The following is a 22,192-nucleotide window of genomic DNA, read 5'->3' on the forward strand; positions in this document are numbered from 1 at the left end:
TCCAGCAACACTTTCTTCATCTTTAAGCCATTGAAACACAATACTGTCCAATCAGCTTCGTCCAACTATTATATTTATTCTTTTCACACACCTTTCGGCAAATTTCATTTTCCATCAGTACACAGAACATCTTATCATAATCAAATGCCCAGACAGCACCATTCACATGGTTTTCCACTGCTTTCTGATCTATGTGCTTTAAGCGTGTGACCATTTTTTCAATTTCTCCATTTCCCAAGTTACCGATATTTTTACAGATAAACCGAAAGAAATTCAACGTTGCATATTCGTCATGCCAATGGAATTCTTCTGGATTGTTTTTAATTTTACTGGCTCGCTGCTGTTCTTTGATTATCTGATCAGCTACACCCTTCATCGAATCTTCGTATCTCATATTATTCACCTACTCTTCCTCAACGCCCAGTGATGGTTTAAATCTTTTATCTTTTGCCTGCGGTACCACTATCTCATAAAAATAAAATCCTAAATATCCAAGTGCCTGCTTCTTCATTTTATAAAAAGAAGTCCTGCCTACGCCTAACTCCTGCTGTACTTCCACATCTGTCTTATTATAATGACTGCAAAAGCAGGAATGAAGAATCTCACTGAGCATCACACCATTCGGTGCATAGAACTTTACCAGTGTCATTCCACGATAGATCATATCTGACAAGCCGTAAATAATCATCAGGTTATTCATTTCCCGGTGCATCTTTGGCACATTCAGCTGATTGTTATAAATGCTCAGATAACTCAACGCATATGCCATATCTTCATTGATTTTCTCCTGGCACTCCATATCCAATTCTTCTAACACAATCTGATTTTCCAAAATCAATTTCTGATAGCTTGTCATCAGTTCCTTGATATCTGTATAATGTCTCTCCATCGTTACTTCCAGATAATCCTGTGCATGGCTTGCCATCTGGAAGGTAATCTCTTTCATTGATTTAATTGCATAATCTCTGTCTGTCATCAGTTTCAAAATCTCCTTATCATCATCACACTAACTGGCGGTCTTTCAGACCAGTTCGCTTTCCCCATGATTTTGATGGGAAGCAATTACTTACTACAACTTGCAGAAGCGGATATCCAAAAGGCATTGTGGGAGCTGCCTTTGCTGACCGGAATCCATCTTCTTATGTAAAACCTACAGGAATATAAAGGGAAAGTGACTATCCCTGCCGGTTAATAATCCAAATAATATCGTCTATACCAATCTCTCCTTATGCTGTTTTTCTCTCCATAAACCATTTATCCACTTCATAAAACAAATGGCTTTCCTGTCCCTGTATCATACAGGTATACACCATTCCTACACCGCCTGCCTTTCTGCTGGCACATCGCTCAATTTTCAAAATTCTGTCAATGTTATATTTTCTTCCATCTTCCCAGGTGAAAAATATAGGAACCAGTTTTCCGTCTTTCCGAAACTCTGCCACTACATCTACATACACTTTATTCATACCGACACCTCACTATAAGATCTCTATTGCTCTTGGCGATGCCGGAATCCTTCGGATATATCCGTTTTGTTCCAACTGCTTAATTCTGGAAAAAGCAGATGACGTTGATCTTACTCCAATCAGTTTTCCAAATTCCCGAACTGTCGGCGGATATCCATGCTCCTTCGTATAATTCAAAATGCACTGATAGCTTTCTTCCTGTTTTCTGGTTAATGTCTGTTTCAAATCTATCCCTCCCATTATCCATGAAAATAACTGTGTGGATGAACTGTATGTGTACCAGCGTCCAAGTGGGATAAGACTTTATCCTGATACATAACTGCTCTCTGTATACTGAAATAACCAAACCGTCGTCTGATCTCATCTACAGTGCGATCCATCTTTTCCAATTTTTCCTGTTTCTCTTGATTACCAAAAAGTTCCAACTGGACGGGAATATCATCCAACACAAGATCTACTGCTCGAATACCAAGGCTTCTGATTGGATGCTCCCATTTATAATAATCCTTAAACAATTGAAATGCTGCTGTAACAATCTCATCTGTTATATTTGTTGGATGATGTAATTGTTTCTGCCTCGAAAAACGAAACAAGCCATTGTCTCGGACCGTAATTTCTATCGTTTTGCATTTAAAACCATGTTTTCTTAATCTTGCTGCAACGCTTTCTGCCAGTGCCATCTGAATGATCCAGACATCCAGATCATCTTCTAAATCTCTTGGAGTTGTGGTACTATTACCAATTGACTTCACCGGAGCTGTATACCCATCTTTGCAAACTGGATCATCGTCCCAGCCATTTGCAAATGACCATAACACAATTCCCATCTTTCCAAAATGGCTTTCTAACATTGCTTCATCACTTTCTGCAAGTTCCCCAATGGTTCGAATCCCCAGCTTCTGAAGTTTCTTCCGAGTCTGTCTTCCAACATAAAGCAGATCCGATGCAGGAAGCTGCCAAATCATACTTTTATAATTCTCCCGGTTAAACTCTGTAATCGCATCTGGCTTTTTGTAATCTGAACCAAGTTTCGCATAAATCTTATTCCAGGAAATTCCAATACTTACCGTTACACCCAGTTCGTATTTAATCCGATGGCTGATTTCTCTTGCAATCGTTATTCCGCTTCCTTTCAGATTTCTACTGGCTGATACATCCAGCCAGGCTTCATCAATCCCATATGGCTCGATCTTGTCCGTATACTCCGAATAGATTTCTCTTGCCATCTGTGAAAATCTCAAATACAAGTCCATCCGTGGTGGCACAAAAATGATTTCCGGACAAATCTGTTTTGCCTGCCATAATGCCATTCCGGTCTTTACACCTTTTCGCTTTGCAATATAATTTGCTGTCAGCACAATTCCATGTCTGGCTTCCGGATCACCGCCAACTGCAAGAGGCATTCCGGCAAATTCCGGGTGATGCAGCATTTCCACACTTGCATAAAATGAATTCATGTCGCTATGAAGAATTGTCCTGTCTCCCATTAACTCCACCACCTTCTCTCTGTTTGGTTTATTGTCTTATCAATTTCTGTATGCTTAGTATATATCTCCGTATTGGAGATAGTCAAGCGACATCTTGGTCGTATTATCTCCTTTTCGGAGATTTTTCTTGATTTTTGATTTTATTCGGGTTATAATGCATATAGAAAAATCAAAAAGAAATGAGGCGAACATATGCGTGCTTTCGGAGAAGTATTAGTAGAAAACAGAAAAAGGAAAGGCTACTCCCAGGCGGATCTGGTGGACTTACTTGCTCAGGAAGGAATTGAAGTTACTACGAAAGCAGTCTCCAAATGGGAGAATCTAACAAGAGAACCCTCCTTACACACAATCCTGACAGTTTGTCAGATTTTAGATATTGAAGATATATACGAAGAATTTTTAGGTGAAAATCCATTTGATCATGTCATGGAAAATTTGAATGAAGACGGCAAAGCTAAGATTATTGAATTTGCCAATCTTCTGCGGGCGTCCAGAAAGTATCTTCCGCATAGAGCCGATATCATTCCATTTGAAAATTATCAGCCGATTGCAGTAGAGCCAGCTTCTGCCGGTACTGGAAATTATATTGAAGACAGTGTAAAAGAAAGTTACAATGTCGGTCATCTCGCACCTGAAAAGACGGATTTTGGAATCCGTATATCTGGTGACAGTATGGAACCAATGTATCATACCGGAGATGTTGCATGGGTTCATAAACAAGACAGTATCTCCAACGGTGAAATCGGTATCTTCTATCTCAATGGCAATACCTATATCAAAGAGCTACATGACGGTCCGGATGGAGTTTATCTGGTTTCATTGAATGAAAAGTATCATCCAATCCAGATTTATGAATCTGATTCTTTTAAAATCTTTGGGAAAGTAATCGGAAAATGCAAAGGAGCAGAAATCCCTGGTTTTCATTAAAGATCAACTGCAGACTTCTAGCCTGCTCTTGCTGAAAATAATAAAGGAAGTGATAAAATGGCAATTAACAACACACTTAAAGATATCCGTGAAGAACGAAATCTCGTTCAGGCAGATCTTGCAAAAGCTGTCGGTTCTTGCAGTGATACCATCGGACGCATTGAGCGTGGTGAGCGAAATGCCTCTCTCGAAATTGCAATCCGTCTGGCACATTATCTGAAAATGCCAGTAGAAGAGATTTTTCAAATTGAAGACTGAACCGCAAATATCAGAAAACCGAGGACTGTTCCCCGGTTTTTCTTTTTCGCTAAACTATTTAGAGTCCTTTTACAAACTCAACTGCATTTTTTATATCTTTTCCATCTGGATGTCCTTTTGCTATACCACCCACCAGTTTAAATGGGCCAAATGTGTCATAGCCCTTGCATCCGAATTTTCCGATTGCTGTAGAATGCTTCTTGCCCAAAATCTGCTCTATGGATTTATAATTTGCACTTCCACCATAAGTACAGATCAGAAATACCCCTTTGTCGTCCGGTAGATTCTTCTCTGCAAATCCCAATATCGACTGATGAAATTTTGAAAAATAGATTCCTGATGCAAACCCAATCGTATCATAACTGCTCAGATCTGCATCTGGCTGTTTTACAGCATCAATCAAATCAACCTGACACTCTTCTGCAATGCTCTTTACTAATTTCTCTGTGTTTCCATGATGCACAGATGAATATACGATTACCTTTCTCATCATTCTTCCTTTCCTCTATTCCCATCAATCATATCATAGCTCATATCCAAAAAATCTAATGTCTTTGCTTCACTTACTGAACCATCCAGTAAAATTGTGATCCAGTGCTGTTTGTTCATATGGTATCCTGGCAAAAATCCAAAGGTCTGAATAATCATACTTGTCATTTCCGGATCACATTTTACATCCATAATATCGACAAATTCATTTCCTTCTAATCCTAGTTTGCATTTTTCAACGCTCATGACCACAGCATACCATTTTCCATTCTTATGTCGCAACACAGCATTATCTGGTGATTGTGCCCATAAATACTCCGGCATCGTACCATACTGTTTCTTCACATATTCAAAAATTTCTTCTTTCTTCACAATCTATTCAACTCCTGATTCTCCTGATATCCTGCCCATAATCATACCATATTTTCACTTCCCGTGCTACCTGCCAAATTCTTTTGCATTTTCCCGGTTCTCCTGACTTTAACTAATAGAGGGGTAAAACAGCAAGGACAGGAAGTGAGGATACACTTCCGGGAAATCCCAATTTAGGGTACCCTGCCCTAAATTGAAAAACGTTGAAAGCAACGATACTACTGTCCTCTCAGAAAGGAGAACCCACCAATGGCTGAAAGAAAGAGAAACAAAGAAATCCATTTTTATGTCACCGAAGAAGAAAGGAAGCTTATACGCAGGAAGATGATAGAATCAAAAACCAAAAACATGGGAGCTTATCTGCGTAAGATGGCAATCGACGGTTACATCGTCAACACCGATACCACCCCACTGAAGAAACAGTATGAGGAAATGCACAAGATTGGTGTAAATATCAACCAGATTGCAAAAAAGGTAAATACCACCGGAGATCTATATCCAGAAGAAATGCAAGAATTGAAAGAGATGGTGAAAGAATTATGGCGTATCTTAAAATCTTCCCCATTAAGGTAACTGACAAGAAAGCTCTGGACTATATTACAAATCCAGATAAGACAGATGAAAAACTGTTAGTTTCCAGTTTTGGCTGTTCCCCGGAAACTGCAGATCTTGAATTTTCTATGACAAGAGAAATGGCAAAAAAGAATGGAATGGATAAAGGCGATAACCTGGCATTTCATCTGATCCAATCATTTAAACCTGGAGAAGTTGATGCCGAAAATGCCCATCGCTTAGGTCAACAATTTGCTGACGAAGTGCTGAAAGGAAAATATGAGTACGTGATCAGCACACACGTTGACAAAAATCATATTCACAATCATATCATCTTCAACGCTGCAAGCTTTGTTGATCATCACAAGTATGTTTCCAATAAGCGGAGCTACCATAAACTCTGCAGAATCAGTAATCGTATCTGCCATGAAAATGGACTTGCCACCAGCATGCCAACCGGAGAAAAAGGTAAAAGCTATAAAGAGAACATGGAATATCATCGTGGCACCAGTTGGAAAGCCAAGCTACGTGTCGCAGTTGATAAATCAATCTGGACTTCCATCAACTATGAGGAATTTCTGCAAAAGATGCAATTAGCCGGATATGAAGTCCGGCAGGGAAAGCACCTGTCCTTCCGTGCACCGGAGCAGAAGAACTTCACTTATATGAAATCTCTCGGAAGCTATTATTCCGAAGAAAATGTTCGCATCCGTCTGGCTAAAAATCGTAGCAAAGTAAAAACTCCAAGACATCTGTCCAGAGAAGCTCGCTTGTATATCAATATCTCCACTTATGTCACAACTGGAAATCGAGAGGGATTTGAACGATGGGCAAAGCTCAATAATCTAAAAGAGGCAGCCCGCACCTTCAACTATCTTTCCGAAAATAACTTGCTGAATTATGACGATTTCAGGCAGCATGTATCTGACATTGAAGCTTCTGTGAAAGTTGCCGACCAAAGAATAGCACAAATCAACAGTGAGCTGAGCACGCAGAAAGTCATTCAGAAACACTGCAATTCTTACCGGCTTTGTCGTAAAGTAATTGAAGATTGTAAATCTGCTAAAAATCCAAAAGCATACCGCACCAAACATCAGGCAGAATACCAGCTCCACGATTCACTAAAAAAAGAGCTTCAGAATATCGGTATCACCAAAATCCCAAGCTCTAATAAAATCCAGAAGCGGATTGAAAATCTTGAATCTGAACAGGATGCTACTGTCCGGGAAAAACAGGAAGTGCAGAAAAAGCAGAAAACCCTAGAGATCATTCAGCAAAATTTCACTGTACTGCTCGATGCTCCAGAGATCAGTTCAGACTTACTTCCGGCAAAAAAGGAACCTGTTTCTGTCACAAGAGAAAAATAAGATTGCACTGGCAACTCACTCATTTTCTTCCAAATCTTCCCAAGGTTTCAAATCCTTTTCCTCCCAGGTGACACCATACGGTGCACCTCCGGAGGTATAACCAGCAATACAGAAAAATCGGTCATCTTGCAAGATCTCTTCTTTGGTCAGATTATCTCTTGCTTCTTTTTTCCGTTTTGCTCGCCTCTGTTTCCTCTTTTGTTTCGCAACAGCTGCTTTTTCTTCCGGCGTTTTCCTATGTCCTTTTGCCATAAGTGTTTCTAGTGTAATTCCACTCTGAATGTCTTTTAGTATACGAGTTTCATACCCTGTTTCACGTTTCTCAACAATTCTATAGTATGATGAACATAAAAGATTCGGTGAATCAACATTGTACTAATACTTTTTTTCAACCGAAGTTTTCAATTTTTCAAAAGCTTCTTCACTGATTACATGTTCTATCCGACAGGCATCTCTTTCTGCAGTTTCCCGATCAACCCCGACAGCTACAAGCTGCTCCGTAAAGAACTGATGGCGTTCATAAATTTTCTCGGCAACCTCCCGCCCGGCATTAGTCAGATTGAGGTATCCATCTTCATCGACAGTCAGGAAACCGCCATTCTTTAACACACCTACTGCATGGCTGATGCTCGGTTTGCTGGAATACCCATGTGCCGGGCAAGATGAATGGATCGGACCATACCCTGCTTCTTTTGAAGAATCAGCACAGCCTCCAGATAATCCTCCCCGGACGCATGAATCTTCATCGGTTCCTCCTTTATGCAAGGCTCCAGCCGGAAGCCTTTTTACGGATATTTACAAAATCCTGATAAATCCCGGCTTTTGCCATAAGCTCGTCATGGGTTCCCTGTTCGCTGATCCGTCCATCAGAGATCACCAAAATCTGATCTGCCTGACGGATGGTATTCAGGCGATGTGCAATCACAAGTAATGTTTTACCCTTTACCAGCTCATTGATTGCCTCCTGGATATAGCTTTCATTATCGGTATCAACACTTGCAGTCGCTTCATCCAGAATGACAATCGGTGCGTCCTTCAAAATGCATCGGGCGATAGAGATTCTTTGCTTTTCGCCGCCGGACAGAGTAGCGCCGCCTTCACCGATGACTGTCTGGAATCCATCTGGCAGCGCCATGATAAAATCATAGCAGCGGGCTTTTTTTGCAGCCTCATAGACTTCTTCCTCGGTAGCGTCCGGTTTACCCATGCTGATATTGTTGTAAATGGTATCCTGGAACAAGTACACCCTCTGGAAAACCATGCTGATCTGTTCCATCAGTTCGGCGAGAGGTACATCCCGAATATCTGTACCACGGATTGTCACTTTGCCGGATTTCACATCCCACAGCCGCGCCAGAAGGTTCGCAATCGTGGATTTGCCACCGCCAGACGGTCCCACAAGTGCGGTCATGGTATTCTTCTGCATAGAGAAGCTGATGTTGTGCAGGACTTCCTTGTCCTGATAGGCGAAGCCCACATCGCTAAATTGTACTTCTGGCTGATCCGGCTGTGCCTGTGACAGAATATGTTGATTTCCGTTATCGGGAAGTTCGGGCTCGTCCAAAACAGCTTCAATGCGGTCTAATGCGGCATTCATCACGGTCAGTCGGGTTGCTTCTCCATAAAGAGCTTTCAGAGGTCCAAAGAGATCAAAGACAAACAGCAGCACGCCCAAAAGATAAGCCAGGGAGAGTACGCCTTCCTGATGTAAAAAAACGGATAAACCGAAGATAGCGGCAATACCCACGCCATAGAGAATGTTTAAGCCAGTGGTCCACGGTGTCATTTTCTGCTCAAACTTCGTATTGACATCCCTTGATTTTTTGAAGTTTTCCGTTAATTCGTCAGATTTTTCTCCGAGCAGATTGTAACTTTTGATAACCCCAATTCCTTCAGCAAAAGACAAGACCGCATCCGTCAAATTCTCGCTTTGGTTTTGACGCCCGACAGCCTCCTTGAAGGAAACCTTATTCATATATTTTGCAACCAGTGATGCCAGCAAGGTAATGATTACCGCAATCAGCCCAAGTCTCCAATCCAGTACGAACATAAAAACAGCTAAAACCAAAGTAGACAGCATATAGCTCATCATGTTGCCAATGGTACTCATAGAAACTTCCTCAATGAATACCATATCCGTACTGAGAACAGAGCTGATTTTTCCAATATTCCCCGATGTAAAGTAACCCATCGGCATTTTTCTTAAATGATTTCCCAACTCCATCCGTTTATCAGCAAAGATCATAAATCCAGCGGCACTTTGCAGACGGTCGCTCAAATAGTGAACCACTGTCTGAACCACTACAACAGCTAATAATCCAAGTCCGACAAACAGACAGGTCTTTCCAGTCAGCGTATTATCAGCAAACCCGGCCAAGACAATAAACGCCATGAAGATCGGCATTTTGGAGAGAATGGACTCGACAAATGCACATAGAAATGCAGCCTGAATACGGCTTTTATACCTCCCGGAGAGGTTCAGGATTCTTGAAATCAATGCAAACATTTATCTTCCCTCCTTTGCAGTAGATACTTTCCACTCGGCGCTGTCCTGAGCCGCTTTCCACAACTTTTGGTATTCTGGGCAAGCTTGAATCAGCTCCTGATGTTTTCCGGTTGCCACCATCTTTCCGTGATCCATAACGCATATTTGATCTGCGTTCATTATAGCGGGAAGTTTGTGAGCGATAACTACCAAGGTTTTTCCCTCCACCAGCTCCGCAATAGCAGCCTCCATTTTTTCCTCATTTTCTGGATCAGCATAGGCCGTAGCCTCGTCAAGCACTACAATCGGGGCATCCTTCAATATTGCCCGCGCCAGGGAAATTCGCTGGCGCTGCCCCCCGGAAAGCATTTTCCCCGCATCGCCCGCCATGGAGTGAATACCTTGCGGCAGCTTTTCCAGAAACTCCATACACCGGGCTTTCTTCGCCGCCTGCATTACTTCCTCATCGGTAGCATCCAAACGTCCAAGACGGATATTTTCCAGCAGGGAGGTGTTAAACAGGTACTGATCCTGAGCCACATAGGAAATGCGGCTGTTCAATGCCTCCAGGCTCATATCACAAAGTTTATGCCCGCCAATGGAAATGCTCCCTTTCTGCGGGTCATAGTAGTGGATCAACAGTTTTGCAAGGGTGCTCTTGCCAGAACCGGATTCACCAACTAGGGCAGTTTTTTGTCCTGCTTGTGCCACAAAGGTAATATCGTGGAGGACTTCGTTTTCCGCTATTATCGGTTTCCCATCTGGGCCAGGCTGTGTCGTCTGATACGCAAAGGAAACATGATCGTAAGAAATGTTAAAATCCTGTCCGTGGAAATCATCCTCAGCAGCTTGCAGCGGTGCCGTATTTAACATCTGTTCAAGTGCCGTGATCTTATAATTCAGATTCGGAATCGTCTCCATAAAGCCCAGTGCTTTCAGGAGAGGAATCCCAATGCTGAGGGAAAGGCAGAGGACTAAAATCAAATCAGGTAAAGTGCTTATGCCACAGAGAACAAACCATGCCCCAAGAGGCAAAGTCAGAATAACAGTGCAGGGCAGTAGACTTCCGTATATCGCCATCCAGGGCCAGGCGGCCTTATACCATGCCAAGGTATAATCCCGATAGTCCGTTACATCCTTGCGGAAGTTCTCGTAAGATTCGCTCTCCCGGTTGAAAACCTTGACAACCTCCATACCATTGATGTACTCAATGATCGTGTTGTTCATTTTCTGTGCAGACTGATAGTAGGGACCCATGCGCTTCATTCCAACAGAGTACATAATGACCATGGAGAGCAGGCTGATCGGGATAGAGGCCAAAGACATAAGAGCCAGTTTCCAGTCCGCACAAAACATAGCAACATAAATCACCAGCGGGATCAGTAAATTTGCGATACCCTCTGGGACTGAATGAGCAAGGAGCAATTCCAAGCTGTCCACATCATCGACAAACAGCTTTTTGATTGTCCCTGTCCCTTTTTCCTCCACAATGCCAAGGGGAAGTTTCTCAAACTTCTTTTGCAGAGATACCCGCAGCCGCAACAATGTGTTATATGCTGCTTTATGAGAAATTGATAATCCCCATCCATAAAAAAACGCCTGCAAAACAAGACAGATCAAAACCCCTATAACACGCAATAAAACAAATTCTGTTTCAACAGAATCGCCCATAACCAATGGCGAAATGACCTGATAGGCCAGCACAAAAGGCAGGATACCCGTAAGAACGCTGACCAGTACGACAACCGTGGCCACATACATATTTTTCTTATATGGCCCTGCGTACTCAAAGATTTTTTTGAACATAAGCCCTCCTTATATTGAGCCGTACTGTCTGTGCTTCAAAAACAAGAGGCCGCCAAAGTAAAGCGGCCTCTTATCATTATCTTTCTGTCCAGTCAAGGCGGCCCTGACATTCATAATTTCTAAAATTCACTGGCGGATTCGGAAAAAATCCAAAACCTTTTTACTGCCGGATTCGTCCAATGGATAGCTTTCTTTTACTTGCCCTTTTTCCATATGGACTACATACGAACATCCCGCCATCACCAACTCCGGATCATGCGTAATAACAAGAAGCGTTTTGCCCTGATCCGCGAGTGACTTCAAACTCCGCGCAACTTCCCTCATATGTTTGAGATCAAGCCCGCTTGTTGGTTCGTCAAACACAATGATCTCCCGGTTACTCACAATGGCAGACGCGATCGCTACCCGCTGTTTTTGCCCGCCGGAAAGAGAAAGCGGGTGCCTGTCTTTATATTCCAGCAGATCAAACTGTTTAAGGATTTTATCCACAACAGTTTCATCCTTGTTGTCCATGCTCAGAAGCACTTCATCCGCCACGCTTTCGGTAAATAGCTGATGGCTGGTATCCTGCATTACCATGTAGCAATGTTTGAGCCGGGCTTTCCAATCAAGGGTTTTCCCCTCAACCTGCAAAAAGCCACACTTCTTTTCCAGTCCGCAAATACAGCGGGCCAGAGTAGATTTTCCAGCGCCATTCAGACCGATAATGGCAATCGTTTCTCCAACAGGCAGTTCTGCACTCGGAATATGGAGGCTTTCCGGTTCCCGCTTTTTATACGCAAAGCAGAAATTTTGAAATTCCATCTGTTTAGCTGTATGCGCCTGATACTGATTCGCAGGCTTCAACTTCGAGAGAGAAAACGGCCGCAGCCCTATTTCTTTTCGAGTGCCATCCGATAAGCTGTCAAATTCAGCAGGCGTGTATTCCCGTTCAATCTCCCCATCTTTTACATACAGCACACGATCTGCAAGATCGTGAAGGTAGTAAAGGCGGTGTTCTGCGATCAGAATTGTTTTGCCCTGCTTTTTCCAGAGGCTTAGGACCTGCCGCAGGTCATCAATAGCAGCCATATCCAAATTAGAAGATGGTTCGTCCAGGACCATAATTCCCGGCAGCAATACACTTGATGAAGCACAGGCTATTTTTTGCTTTTCGCCTCCGGACAGAGCAAACACGCTTCGCCCCATCAAATCTTCAATATGATAATCGGAAACTGTCCGGTCAATCCTTTTCAGGATATCCTCCTGAGGATAGCCTAAATTTTCACAGGCAAAGGCTAATTCACTATCCGTATCCACGTTGAAAAACTGACTTTTGGGATTCTGGAATACAGATCCCACCATAGCAGCCAAGTCATAAAGCGGCGTATCTGATACGCTTTTTCCGTCCAGAAGGACATCGCCCTCTAATTTGCCCTCGTAATAATGAGGCACCAGCCCGTTTACCAAACGGGTAATCGTTGTTTTCCCACAGCCGGATTCTCCCGTGAGTAAAACAAATTCCCCTGTGTTTATGGTGAGATTGACATTTCTAATCCCTCCGCCGCTGGATTCTTCACCATAAGAAAAAGAAACATTTTGAAAATCTATCATGGCAAAATCCCTCCTGCGGAAATTATCGGGGAAGCAATCGCCCAAAACACTACAAAGCAACAAAACAAGATCAGCACCACATCGGCAAAATTGAATTTAAGCTGGCAAATGTTTGTGCGTTTGACAGGAGCGCCGAGGCCACGGGTAATTGCCGCAGCGGAAAGTTCCTCACCGATTTTCACGGAGCAGGTAATCATCGGGATCAGCTTATACTCCAATATTTTTGAAGATTTTTTCCCTCCAAGTTTAATCCCACGCATTTTCATAGCGTCACTGATTGCTTCTGACTCCTGAAAGACAGTTGGAAAGAAGCGGAACATGACCGTTAAGGGGATCGTCACTTCTTTAGGCATATGGATTCTTTCCATGCCGGAAATCAATTCACTGACCGTTGTTGTTTTCACTGCATAGGCAGCAATCGCAACACTGGGAAGGATTCGGCAGAAGAATCCTATTGTAAACAGAACAAGGAAATTCAATATCCCCGTAAGGTGCGGCAAAACATAAATTTGGACAGCATAAAAAACAGAAAACACAGCAATATAGCCCACAGCTTTTGCACATTGTTTCGAGGTAAGCAGCAATATAGCCGGAACCACACAAAGAACAAGGCGGATCAGTCCCATAGCTTCTCCGCCTGTTCCACCCATGACAAAAATGCTTATGATGAAGATGAGCAACAGTTTTGTACGCGGATCGAGCCGCAACCCTTGTTCTGTTTTTTTGCTGAGCAGAATTTCCCGCGCCATTATGCAATACCGGCACGCTGGAAGTGCTTTTTGCAAATGGCTTTCCCAATCATACCTCCGACAAGGCCAAACACAAAGCAGGCAACCAGCAAAATAGGCGCAATCCACATAGGCATATATGTATTAAGGGTAGCTGCATATTCAGCGCCGTATCCTTCAGTCAGCATTACCATATAGCTTTCACGGTTCAGGAAAATGGGAGCAAAGTTGCCAAACACCCAGATGCTGAACACACCGCAGGAAAGAACTGTACTCTTTGCACTTTTGTAGTCTGCCTTTTTCAGGATCACGTCAGCCAACAGGCCGCCAACAAGACCAGTTACCATAGTAAGATAGCCGTTGCCGAAGAACACCATGATTAGGCCAATCAGGAAACCCATGATTGCAGTCATCCCGAATTTTTTAGCCTTTGTAACATACAGCATATAGGGGATGCCGCCAATCAAAGGACACAGCACCGCCATCAGCGGAATAAAAATGGGGATGAAGCCAAGCATCGCCACCAGCATAACAATGACGACATAGATGACGGTGTAGATGCCGATAGTAATTAAATCTTTTCCCTCAAGCCGGGAACTTTTTTTCTGGGAACTCATACCAGTATCCTCCTATCTAAAAAATGGTGTAGTTAGCATTTTCTAACTACACCACATATAATAACAATTTACGCCTACATTTCCAACCCAAAAACGGTTTTATTCTACCCAAAATCGGTATTTTTTAATTTTAACCAATCGTATTTTCCGTTTTATAGTTTTTAGGAATTACCCCATACTTCTTTTTGAATGCCGCAGCAAAGTTACTCGGTTTTGAATAGCCTACAAATGCTGCCACCTGACTTACGTTCAAATTACTTTCTAATAGTAGACTTGCCGCCTTTTCCAATCGCTGATCTATAATATACGCATGAACCGATGTTCCAAACAGCGAGGAAAAACCCTTTGACAATTTTGAAGTACTAATATTGACTTTTCGCGCCAATTCCTCACAACTTGGTGCCAAAGCAAGCTGACTGTCAATGATTCTCTTCGCTTCTATGATGGATTCTCGGTCACTTCTGGAAATTGCTATATAAGTTGACGCAAGAATACTCAGTTCCAAAATCTCACTCAAATATACAGATAACAACTCAAAAACTTTGCTTTCCAAAAACAGGTATCCCAATCCGCCGCGATATTGCGTGAAGTCTTTCAGTTCCGCAAAAATGTGCTCCATATAGGGAGTAATACCTACTTTTGATATACCTTCCAATAGTTTTTTCTGATAAACCTCAATCTCACCAACATCAAAATAGTCATTCATAATTTTACGGAAATACGACAGTGGTACTTTTACATTTTTGAAAAGGAAATCGTTTTGTTTGGAATAGCACAGATATTCCATTTTCCCGTGTCCACGATAAATACAGGACTCACCTTTTTGTATGCTGATACTTTGTCGGCTATCTGCAATATTCCAGGAAACACCATCATTGAAGCAGAACAACATTTGAATGTATTCTTCGCTACTCACTCCCTGCACGTTCATATCTGAAAAATAATTCATTTTCCAGTCCGAAACAACTGCTCCCTGTTTCGTGACCACCTGTAAAATCTGCCCTGTCCCCATGTCTGCTGGAATATCTATGGTTATTGTCTGCGGTGAATTAGAGAGCAGATCACGATAAAGATTATTCATGTATTGGTTTGTCATGTACAAGCATTCCTCCCGAAGTTAGATAAGACTAATTAAATTTTACAACTTCCAAAGTAAAAAGTCAAATTTTGTAATCATGTAAAAAGCAGACACTACTTAATGTAAATTACAAACTTCACTTACTTCCATTTCTTTCTGCATCTCACAAGACGATAAAGTCACTTTTAAAACCCATTGTACTGACAATTTAATATTAATTCTCATTATTCTCCCTGCACATCGCTAAATTATCTTATAAATATGGCATTTTAGGAACACCTGACAGTTCGAGAGTTAATTTTATCTGAAGTTCATATTTATCGTGCTTTTATTGCAAGTAATAATGTTTCTGATAATTTAGCTGTTCTAAAGTGCATTTTTGTCAATTGGTTTAAAATTTTTTCCACACTCTGATAATTCCACGACATTAGGCTATCTACAGTACTAACTATGTTTTTACCACAAAAAACTTTATAGGTCAATCTCCATGTCCATTGATCCATCCCCACTTGCTTTATATCGGTAATATACGTCTCATAGCGCAATCTTCCTTGAGTAGCCACCGATATTCTGCTTCCTACTGGCGCAACAAGAAATTTCGGTTCTAAAAGTTCTATCAGGATTGGGACATTTATATTCAAATTTTTATCTAATTTATACAATAATTTTTCTTGTTCATCCCTTTTTAAATGACCAAGTACTCCCATGCACATTACACCACTTATTTTATCTCGAAATGAATATTTACCTACATCTATCGGCAATAGAGAAATTCTCTCTTTAACTTCATTATGCTCCATTAATCTTGCCATAAACGCTGTTCTCATATAAGCCGATGGTTCTAAAGCAATTATTTCTTTATCACATATCATATTAGCCATCTCTATTGTTGTTTTTCCAGTTCCTGCACCTATATCCAAAATGATTCCATCTAAATCCTTAACCATATCAGCAAATTTGTTTAAAACAATTTTTTTGTTCCCTATCTGTGAAAGAGCTGATAAATCATAAAATTCTACTGTCTCTCCGTATACATTCTCAATTTCATTCAATCCCGTCATTCTCCTTTTTTATTAAATGTCTTTTTTCCAAATCATAAAATATATTTTTTATGTCACCAAAATTGTCATAATCAACGATATTCATATAGCCCACTTTCTGACATATTTCAGACCATAATTTTGATACATATATTTGATATTGCGCCATGGACATTTTTTCTGTTCTATTTTGCTTAAATAAAATCTCTAAAGCTTTCTTTACTGCATCCGGCCATATTTGTTCAAACGTTTCTTTTACTGATGGTAACATTACATTTCCTATAGTAACACCAGAGGGTATATTTACTTCCTCTTCTACATTAATACTTAGTGTTCCATATTCATCTCTTGGCATATGCAAGAAAGGAAGCCATATTACCGGACCATGGGTATTGACCAGACAGAGCCGCCCTGTGGAAAATGTCAATTCTATTCTATGATATAAATGTAATGGATGGTCTATATCGTTACGATCCACATTGGTATTCACTATAAATGTTACCGGAACCATTCCAATTATACCACTAATAACTCTGTTACCCCCTCCTGCCATAGAAGTTGTATAAGATTCTGCTACATTTCCCAATTTCCATGTTGATAAGCCTCCCAACGCACACCCCAATATATCTATTCCATCATATAATACATGTATAGCGCATTCCAAGGATGCATTTATAAGATGAGCATGTTTACTTATTATTTGTGCCGCCTCTAAAAAATCTCGAATTGGCTTGATATACCGATAAAATGGATTCAACATAAAAGCGGCACTTCCGGATTCTCTTATACAATTAACAATTTCTACCTCATGAGCAGGATGTTCTAATAATGTTGGTATCCCTTTTGCAAGTATACTTTTAGCTATATTGGCACCGTTTCCACCTCCAGCCGCATTAGGTACAACTACACATGCTGCATCAACATTTTGATTTATTTCTTTAATATCCGTATACATTGGCACATTTAGATTCTTTGAAAGAAGTCTGGATCTATCGCTTCCTTTTCCCAATATACCCATAAGCTCATATTCTTTACTTTCTGCAATAGCTTTCAAATAAATTTTCCCAAATCCTGTTCCACATACTAAAATCTGTTTTTTCTTCATATCTTTCCCTCTGATTTGAACTTATCTATTTTTTTAAGTTCATCTAACACTTGATATTTTTCAAGATAACTTGCCATTGTATAAATTCCATCCTTCCTAGGCATTTCAAATATTGCATTGGCAGTAATCGCTAATATTTCGCCAGTTAAAACACTCGGATTTTTTCCTTCAAAATAAATGCATCTACTATCATTTCCTTTATTTTGTCTTACCCATATAAAAGCTTTTTGGTTGCTATTTTTCTGTCCCATTAATGCATTTACTAAATCTTTTTTTTGACAATGCGCCTTATTTACTATTGAAAATAAACTTACAGGTGCCGCCGTATATGAATCAATATTAAGCATATATTTCCCTTGTATAATTTCTTGAATTTCTTCTGTAACATATGGCAATATAGATAATTTCGAAATTCTTGTTGGAAGATTCAGCGGACTTCTTTTCTGAGCAGGTAAAATTTTTCCATTTCGCACACATGCCATAGGAATTCCAGCTTTATAACTTTTTATTTCTTCCACATAATCGATTGCGGCAGCTTTTGAAAAATTATAGACACCTCCAATAATCATCTCTATTAAGTCATCATTGAAAGCTTCTTTAAGCACAGAAGACAACATCCATCCTGATAACCCCGGAAATATTCCCGAACCAACTATAGCGGTACCTTTCATGCGTAGAATTCCTCATTTTTCTAATTAAATGAATTCCTCCTGGGTCAACATACGGAATATTCTCTGCCATTGCTCCAAGTAACATTTTTTCACTATAGTCTGCGGAAGGTCCGATTGCTCCTATTACCAAATCACTTCCTTTAAAGAATTTTCCAATATTACTTTCCTTATCAATATCAAGTTCAAATAATTGGATGTTGGGAGCCATATACATTCCTGTATCTTTTATTGTTTCTATATTCCGTACACTGACTCTTAATGAATAGCCTAACTTACTTAAAACCTTACACGCTGTCACACCAACAGTACCTGTTCCGCCAAGAATACAGATTGTTCTGCGATTATTTATCATTTTCTAGTTCCCTCATAATAATATCAAAAATGTCATTACTATTAGATTCAAATTCTCTAACGTTACCTAAAACAGCATTTTCCCAAGATTTAATAGCAACTGAATTTCCGTCAATTATGCTTATATCTCCTAAATATAAATCACTTTCTTTTGCTTTAGATGGATTTATTAAAAAAATGCGGTTAATAATAATGTTTTCCCCCAATAGTTCACTTGCCTTAGTTATGCATAAAGAAGCCATTTCGGAAAAGGCAATAATATATTTCTTTTTAACATTTATGTCTTCATGACATCTTTCAATTATTTCTTGCCCTCCCACTCTCTTACAACTTATGTTTGAAGCGCTCAACTTTTCTATAAGAACATCTCTTATTTCATTTTCGTTATCCCCAAATATATATACAACAGTATATGAATTTCTTGTTTGATTTCCTGCATTACTATGCATTTGATTTTTTGAAGGATTTTTACAATCCGATATATACTGAGCAATCCCCATAATTGTTGGCATCGTCAACGATGCCCGTAATATTTCATCAAATCTCATGCCTTGTGCTTCTTGTATGTCACTAACTATGCGCCCAGAAATCTGAGATAATAACAAAGAATCAAGTCCATTTTCTAATAAATTATCTTCATAATCAATATAATCATTTCCAGAAATAGAGCATACGATTTTTTTGATACTTTTAGCAAGTTCTACATATTCCTTCTTTTGCGAAATTAAAGTTGCTTTTGCATTATGCTTTACCTTGATGTTCTTTTGTATACTCTCTGCCAGTCCTTTTCTGTCTATTTTGCCATTAGTAGAAAGTGGAAAACTCTCTACATTTACAAACTCTGAAGGAATCATTGCTGGTGGCAAAAAAAAGGCTAACTGCTTTCTGTATTCTTCTTTCGTATAGGAAATGCTCGATATTTTATTTTTTATAAAAGCTATCAGCACACCCTTCCCTATACTTTGATTATAAACCACGCAACAATCTTCAATATTTTGCATTCCACGTATTGCATTTTCTATTTCCGCAATTTCTATTCTATGCCCATTGATTTTTACCTGATTATCTAATCTGCCTAAAAATTCAATGTCGCCATTCTCTACATATCTTCCATTATCTCCAGTGAGATAAATCCTGTTCTTTTCTTCTTCCAGATAAACAAATTTTTCTTTTGTTAATATTGTATCTCCTAAATAGCCTTCTGCCAAAGAATATCCTCCTATGGCAATTTGCCCCGAAACATATTCCGGACAAATTCTCAATTCCTCGTCTACAACTCCCATCCACTGTCCAAGCAAAGCTTTTCCATATAATATAGTAGGCCTTTCTTCTATTTCATCAATTTCATGATATATAGACCAAATCCCACCTTCCGTAGCGCCTCCCAAACTAATCATTTGAGCGTTGGTCATAATCTTTCTTAGTCTTCCTGGCAGACTAGTATTTATCCAATCTCCGGATAACAGTACTAATCTAACTGTCGGATAACTCTCCGATTTAGACGCAAAAGCATCTAACATTTCCGCCTGCGCTGGAACACTATTCCACAAGGTCACTTTGTATTCATTAAGTAATCTGCCCCAATGGGATGCATCTGGTCCTTTTTCTGGATTCGGTAATACTAATGTTCCACCAACTCCCAATACACTAAATATATCAAATACAGAAAGATCAAATGACAGTTCCGCAATACCAAGGATTGTATCCTCTTCCGAGATATTATACATATTTTCAATAGATATAAGAGTATTTTGTGCCGCAGTATGTGACATTACTACACCTTTAGGCTCTCCTGTAGAGCCAGAAGTAAATATTACATATGCAATAGGATTTTGGAATTCTGGATGCTTTTCTAATCGGTATTCCAAATTCTGAAGTATCATATTTACTTTTTTCTCATCCAATTCCACAATAACATTTGCTTTTGATAAAATTTTTTCTTGTCGTGCCAATGGCTGTTTTATATCAATAGGTAAATAAGAAAATCCAGCAATCAAAACACCCATTACTGCTGCAATTTGATTTACAGATTTTTTCATTCTTATCGCAACCAGTCCAGTTCTATTTTCCACAAATTCTTTTCTTAAATAACCTGCTATATATTCTGCTCTTTCCAACAATTCTCCATATGTCACTGTTTCAACAGCATCTATTACGGCAGTTTTATTAGAATTCTTTTTCGCATACTTAACAAATCTCTGTTGAATACGAGATTGATTCGTAATACCTTTATTTCGTTCGCAAATTACTTTTTTCTTACTCGCACTTGGCACTATAATTTCCAATGGATTCTTCCATTCTTCCGAATGTTTTATTCCAAGTATTCTTATTGTTTCAGTAAAAGACTCAAACATCTCCGTTACAATAGATTCTTTTATCGCACCTTTTCTTGTATCCCAGCTTATCATCAGGCCTTTTTCTTGATCTTCTGAATCTATCTCATCGACTATCTGACAATCAATCCATACTTGAGGGGTATGACTAAACCCATATTCAATAGTGCCTACAGTGCCATCAGTCTTCAAAACCCCTGTAAATACGATCGGCATTAATAATTCCTTTTCTTCAGACACTTTACTCAGTTCTCTTAGCACTTCGACACCAGAAAAAGAATTATGCTCTAAATCCTCCATCAATCTTTTTGTAATTTCTTTGACTCTTTCTATAAAACTCATATTTTGAGTTACATTTACTTCTAGCAAGTTCACTGCTGTAAAGTCTCCTACTATGGAATTAGTATTATTTCCGATAGTTGGTCTATTTTGAATTGGTAAATTGAGTGTAAAATGTTTATTCGAACTCCACCTTGAAATAACTTCTGCGTATATACCAATAAGCACCGATGAAACTGTTACTCCGTATTCTCCTGCAATTTCCTTTATACGTTTCCAGTCAGACTGATTAATATGTTTCTGAAATCGATAAAATTCATATGTATTTTCACACTTATCTGCGGCTCGTCCATCTTGTGGAAGAATTGGAGCCTCCGGTAATTTTTTCAGTCTTTCTAACCAATACATTCTATCCTGATGCCATTTTAAACTTCCTTTACGTTGTTGATTGAACATTGCATAATCTGAAAACTTATACCTTATTTTTTCTAATGAAGCTCCTTTCAAAAGTTCTCCCATTTCAGAAATCAGAAGTTGCACACTTGCAAAATCTGAAACAATTAAATCAACAAGTAGATGGAAAAAATTTCCTTCTATACGCTTCGTTATTAGCACTTTAAATAATGGAGGTTCCTCCGTATGAAAAACATATTCACTAAAATCTTCCCTAATCTTAGATAAAGTATCTACTTTTTCCCTCTCTGCCATTTTTTGTAGATTTACTATTTTAATTTCATAATCAATCTCATCTCTCTCTAAAATTTCAAATCCGACCTCTGTTACTTTCGCTCTTAGCATTTCATGCCTATTTACCAATACTTTCCAAGCTCTTGATAGTTCTTCTGCACTGTAGGAACCAAAATCAACCTCAATATATCCTTTACATCCAATTCCACCCCACTTCACAGCTTCTGTTTTTCCAACTAAATAGGCTGCTTGCACATCAGTCAAAGGATATACATTAGTTTCATAATCATTATCCGTAATAAACTCGTCTATCGTTTGTTTTTTCTTCAAAATTTCAATTATTTCTTCTTTATATTTTTTAACTTTCTCTTTAGAATTTTCTGTAAAATTCCCTTTGGAATCTTTATATTTTAATTTTCCATCAACAGTTTCAAAAGTAACGCCTTTTTTTTCAAGCTCTACTAATAATTCTCCTGCTACTTTTTTCGTGTCCTGCATTTT

Annotated in this window: 23 protein-coding genes and 1 pseudogene; 4 read left to right on the forward strand and 20 right to left on the reverse strand. The window is 39.6% G+C overall.

What is annotated here, in order from left to right; all coding sequences use genetic code 11:
* Positions 1-22: 22 nt before the first annotated feature.
* The 5 genes from AC058W_RS05260 to dinB all read right to left on the reverse strand — a co-directional run bounded on the left by AC058W_RS05260 (position 23) and on the right by dinB (position 2,953).
* Positions 23-394: a hypothetical protein gene (locus AC058W_RS05260; protein ID WP_054335661.1), complete on the reverse strand. Its 372-nt coding sequence runs from the start codon at positions 392-394 to the stop codon at positions 23-25.
* A gap of 9 nt (positions 395-403) precedes the next feature.
* Entirely contained in the window at positions 404-976 is a 573-nt protein-coding gene (locus AC058W_RS05265; RefSeq protein WP_054335622.1) for an ArpU family phage packaging/lysis transcriptional regulator, read from the reverse strand.
* Positions 977-1,226: 250 nt separating this feature from the next.
* Positions 1,227-1,466 (reverse strand): hypothetical protein, encoded by a 240-nt coding sequence (locus AC058W_RS05270; protein ID WP_476389797.1) that lies wholly within the window; start codon positions 1,464-1,466, stop codon positions 1,227-1,229.
* Positions 1,467-1,478: 12 nt separating this feature from the next.
* Positions 1,479-1,691 (reverse strand): LexA family protein, encoded by a 213-nt coding sequence (locus AC058W_RS05275; RefSeq protein WP_117457280.1) that lies wholly within the window; start codon positions 1,689-1,691, stop codon positions 1,479-1,481.
* 14 nt (positions 1,692-1,705) lie between these two features.
* Positions 1,706-2,953: a DNA polymerase IV gene (gene dinB, locus AC058W_RS05280; protein WP_138344134.1), complete on the reverse strand. Its 1,248-nt coding sequence runs from the start codon at positions 2,951-2,953 to the stop codon at positions 1,706-1,708.
* Between the two features lie 192 nt (positions 2,954-3,145).
* On the opposite strand from dinB, the gene AC058W_RS05285 reads away from it, so the two are divergent.
* Both AC058W_RS05285 and AC058W_RS05290 read left to right on the forward strand, forming a co-directional pair.
* Entirely contained in the window at positions 3,146-3,880 is a 735-nt protein-coding gene (locus AC058W_RS05285) for an XRE family transcriptional regulator (protein ID WP_117457278.1), read from the forward strand.
* Between the two features lie 57 nt (positions 3,881-3,937).
* Entirely contained in the window at positions 3,938-4,138 is a 201-nt protein-coding gene (locus AC058W_RS05290) for a helix-turn-helix transcriptional regulator (protein WP_054335619.1), read from the forward strand.
* 58 nt (positions 4,139-4,196) lie between these two features.
* On the opposite strand, the gene AC058W_RS05295 is transcribed toward AC058W_RS05290, so the two are convergent.
* Complete coding sequence (locus AC058W_RS05295; RefSeq protein ID WP_054335660.1) at positions 4,197-4,628, reverse strand: flavodoxin family protein; 432 nt, start codon at positions 4,626-4,628, stop codon at positions 4,197-4,199.
* Positions 4,628-4,999, reverse strand: coding sequence for an MmcQ/YjbR family DNA-binding protein (locus AC058W_RS05300; protein ID WP_054335618.1), 372 nt, complete (start codon positions 4,997-4,999; stop codon positions 4,628-4,630). The genes AC058W_RS05295 and AC058W_RS05300 overlap by 1 nt, the downstream gene beginning before the upstream one ends.
* 249 nt (positions 5,000-5,248) lie before the next feature.
* Between AC058W_RS05300 and AC058W_RS05305 the strand changes: the two genes are divergently transcribed.
* Both AC058W_RS05305 and AC058W_RS05310 read left to right on the forward strand, forming a co-directional pair.
* Entirely contained in the window at positions 5,249-5,572 is a 324-nt protein-coding gene (locus AC058W_RS05305; RefSeq protein ID WP_015528451.1) for a MobC family plasmid mobilization relaxosome protein, read from the forward strand.
* Positions 5,539-6,918 (forward strand): relaxase/mobilization nuclease domain-containing protein, encoded by a 1,380-nt coding sequence (locus tag AC058W_RS05310; RefSeq protein WP_479389798.1) that lies wholly within the window; start codon positions 5,539-5,541, stop codon positions 6,916-6,918. Before AC058W_RS05305 ends, AC058W_RS05310 begins: the two co-directional genes overlap by 34 nt.
* A 15-nt stretch (positions 6,919-6,933) precedes the next feature.
* Here the strand turns inward: AC058W_RS05310 and AC058W_RS05315 are convergent, their stop codons facing one another.
* From AC058W_RS05315 to AC058W_RS05375, 13 genes and pseudogenes are all read right to left on the reverse strand, one after another.
* A complete protein-coding gene (locus tag AC058W_RS05315) occupies positions 6,934-7,170 on the reverse strand; it encodes a hypothetical protein (RefSeq protein ID WP_015528449.1) in 237 nt (78 codons plus the stop codon).
* A 123-nt stretch (positions 7,171-7,293) separates the two neighbouring features.
* Positions 7,294-7,664 (reverse strand): annotated as a pseudogene (locus AC058W_RS05320) (metal-dependent transcriptional regulator).
* An 11-nt stretch (positions 7,665-7,675) separates the two neighbouring features.
* The gene (locus tag AC058W_RS05325) at positions 7,676-9,424 is read right to left on the reverse strand and encodes an ABC transporter ATP-binding protein (protein WP_015528447.1); all 1,749 of its coding nucleotides are present in this window, start codon (positions 9,422-9,424) and stop codon (positions 7,676-7,678) included.
* Entirely contained in the window at positions 9,425-11,209 is a 1,785-nt protein-coding gene (locus AC058W_RS05330; RefSeq protein WP_138344132.1) for an ABC transporter ATP-binding protein, read from the reverse strand.
* A 126-nt stretch (positions 11,210-11,335) separates the two neighbouring features.
* Positions 11,336-12,802 (reverse strand): ABC transporter ATP-binding protein, encoded by a 1,467-nt coding sequence (locus tag AC058W_RS05335; protein ID WP_054335617.1) that lies wholly within the window; start codon positions 12,800-12,802, stop codon positions 11,336-11,338.
* Positions 12,799-13,551: an energy-coupling factor transporter transmembrane component T gene (locus AC058W_RS05340; RefSeq protein ID WP_055222061.1), complete on the reverse strand. Its 753-nt coding sequence runs from the start codon at positions 13,549-13,551 to the stop codon at positions 12,799-12,801. The genes AC058W_RS05335 and AC058W_RS05340 overlap by 4 nt, the downstream gene beginning before the upstream one ends.
* Positions 13,551-14,147 carry an MptD family putative ECF transporter S component gene (locus AC058W_RS05345; protein WP_015535748.1) on the reverse strand — a complete coding sequence of 199 codons (597 nt, stop codon included), beginning with the start codon at positions 14,145-14,147 and terminating at the stop codon, positions 13,551-13,553. Before AC058W_RS05345 ends, AC058W_RS05340 begins: the two co-directional genes overlap by 1 nt.
* Positions 14,148-14,277: 130 nt before the next feature.
* Positions 14,278-15,243, reverse strand: a complete 966-nt coding sequence (locus AC058W_RS05350) for a helix-turn-helix domain-containing protein (RefSeq protein ID WP_015528443.1) — start codon at positions 15,241-15,243, stop codon at positions 14,278-14,280.
* A gap of 299 nt (positions 15,244-15,542) precedes the next feature.
* A complete protein-coding gene (locus tag AC058W_RS05355) occupies positions 15,543-16,277 on the reverse strand; it encodes a class I SAM-dependent methyltransferase (protein ID WP_055222064.1) in 735 nt (244 codons plus the stop codon).
* Positions 16,270-17,370, reverse strand: a complete 1,101-nt coding sequence (locus AC058W_RS05360; RefSeq protein WP_055222066.1) for a Gfo/Idh/MocA family oxidoreductase — start codon at positions 17,368-17,370, stop codon at positions 16,270-16,272. The genes AC058W_RS05355 and AC058W_RS05360 overlap by 8 nt, the downstream gene beginning before the upstream one ends.
* The gene (locus tag AC058W_RS05365) at positions 17,367-18,041 is read right to left on the reverse strand and encodes a hypothetical protein (RefSeq protein WP_479389799.1); all 675 of its coding nucleotides are present in this window, start codon (positions 18,039-18,041) and stop codon (positions 17,367-17,369) included. Before AC058W_RS05365 ends, AC058W_RS05360 begins: the two co-directional genes overlap by 4 nt.
* Positions 17,968-18,393 carry an NmrA family NAD(P)-binding protein gene (locus tag AC058W_RS05370; protein ID WP_479389800.1) on the reverse strand — a complete coding sequence of 142 codons (426 nt, stop codon included), beginning with the start codon at positions 18,391-18,393 and terminating at the stop codon, positions 17,968-17,970. The genes AC058W_RS05365 and AC058W_RS05370 overlap by 74 nt, the downstream gene beginning before the upstream one ends.
* Positions 18,383-22,189: an amino acid adenylation domain-containing protein gene (locus AC058W_RS05375; protein ID WP_476389798.1), complete on the reverse strand. Its 3,807-nt coding sequence runs from the start codon at positions 22,187-22,189 to the stop codon at positions 18,383-18,385. Before AC058W_RS05375 ends, AC058W_RS05370 begins: the two co-directional genes overlap by 11 nt.
* Positions 22,190-22,192: the final 3 nt, after the last annotated feature.

The organism is Blautia sp. CGZ-1-C1 (assembly GCF_056504575.1).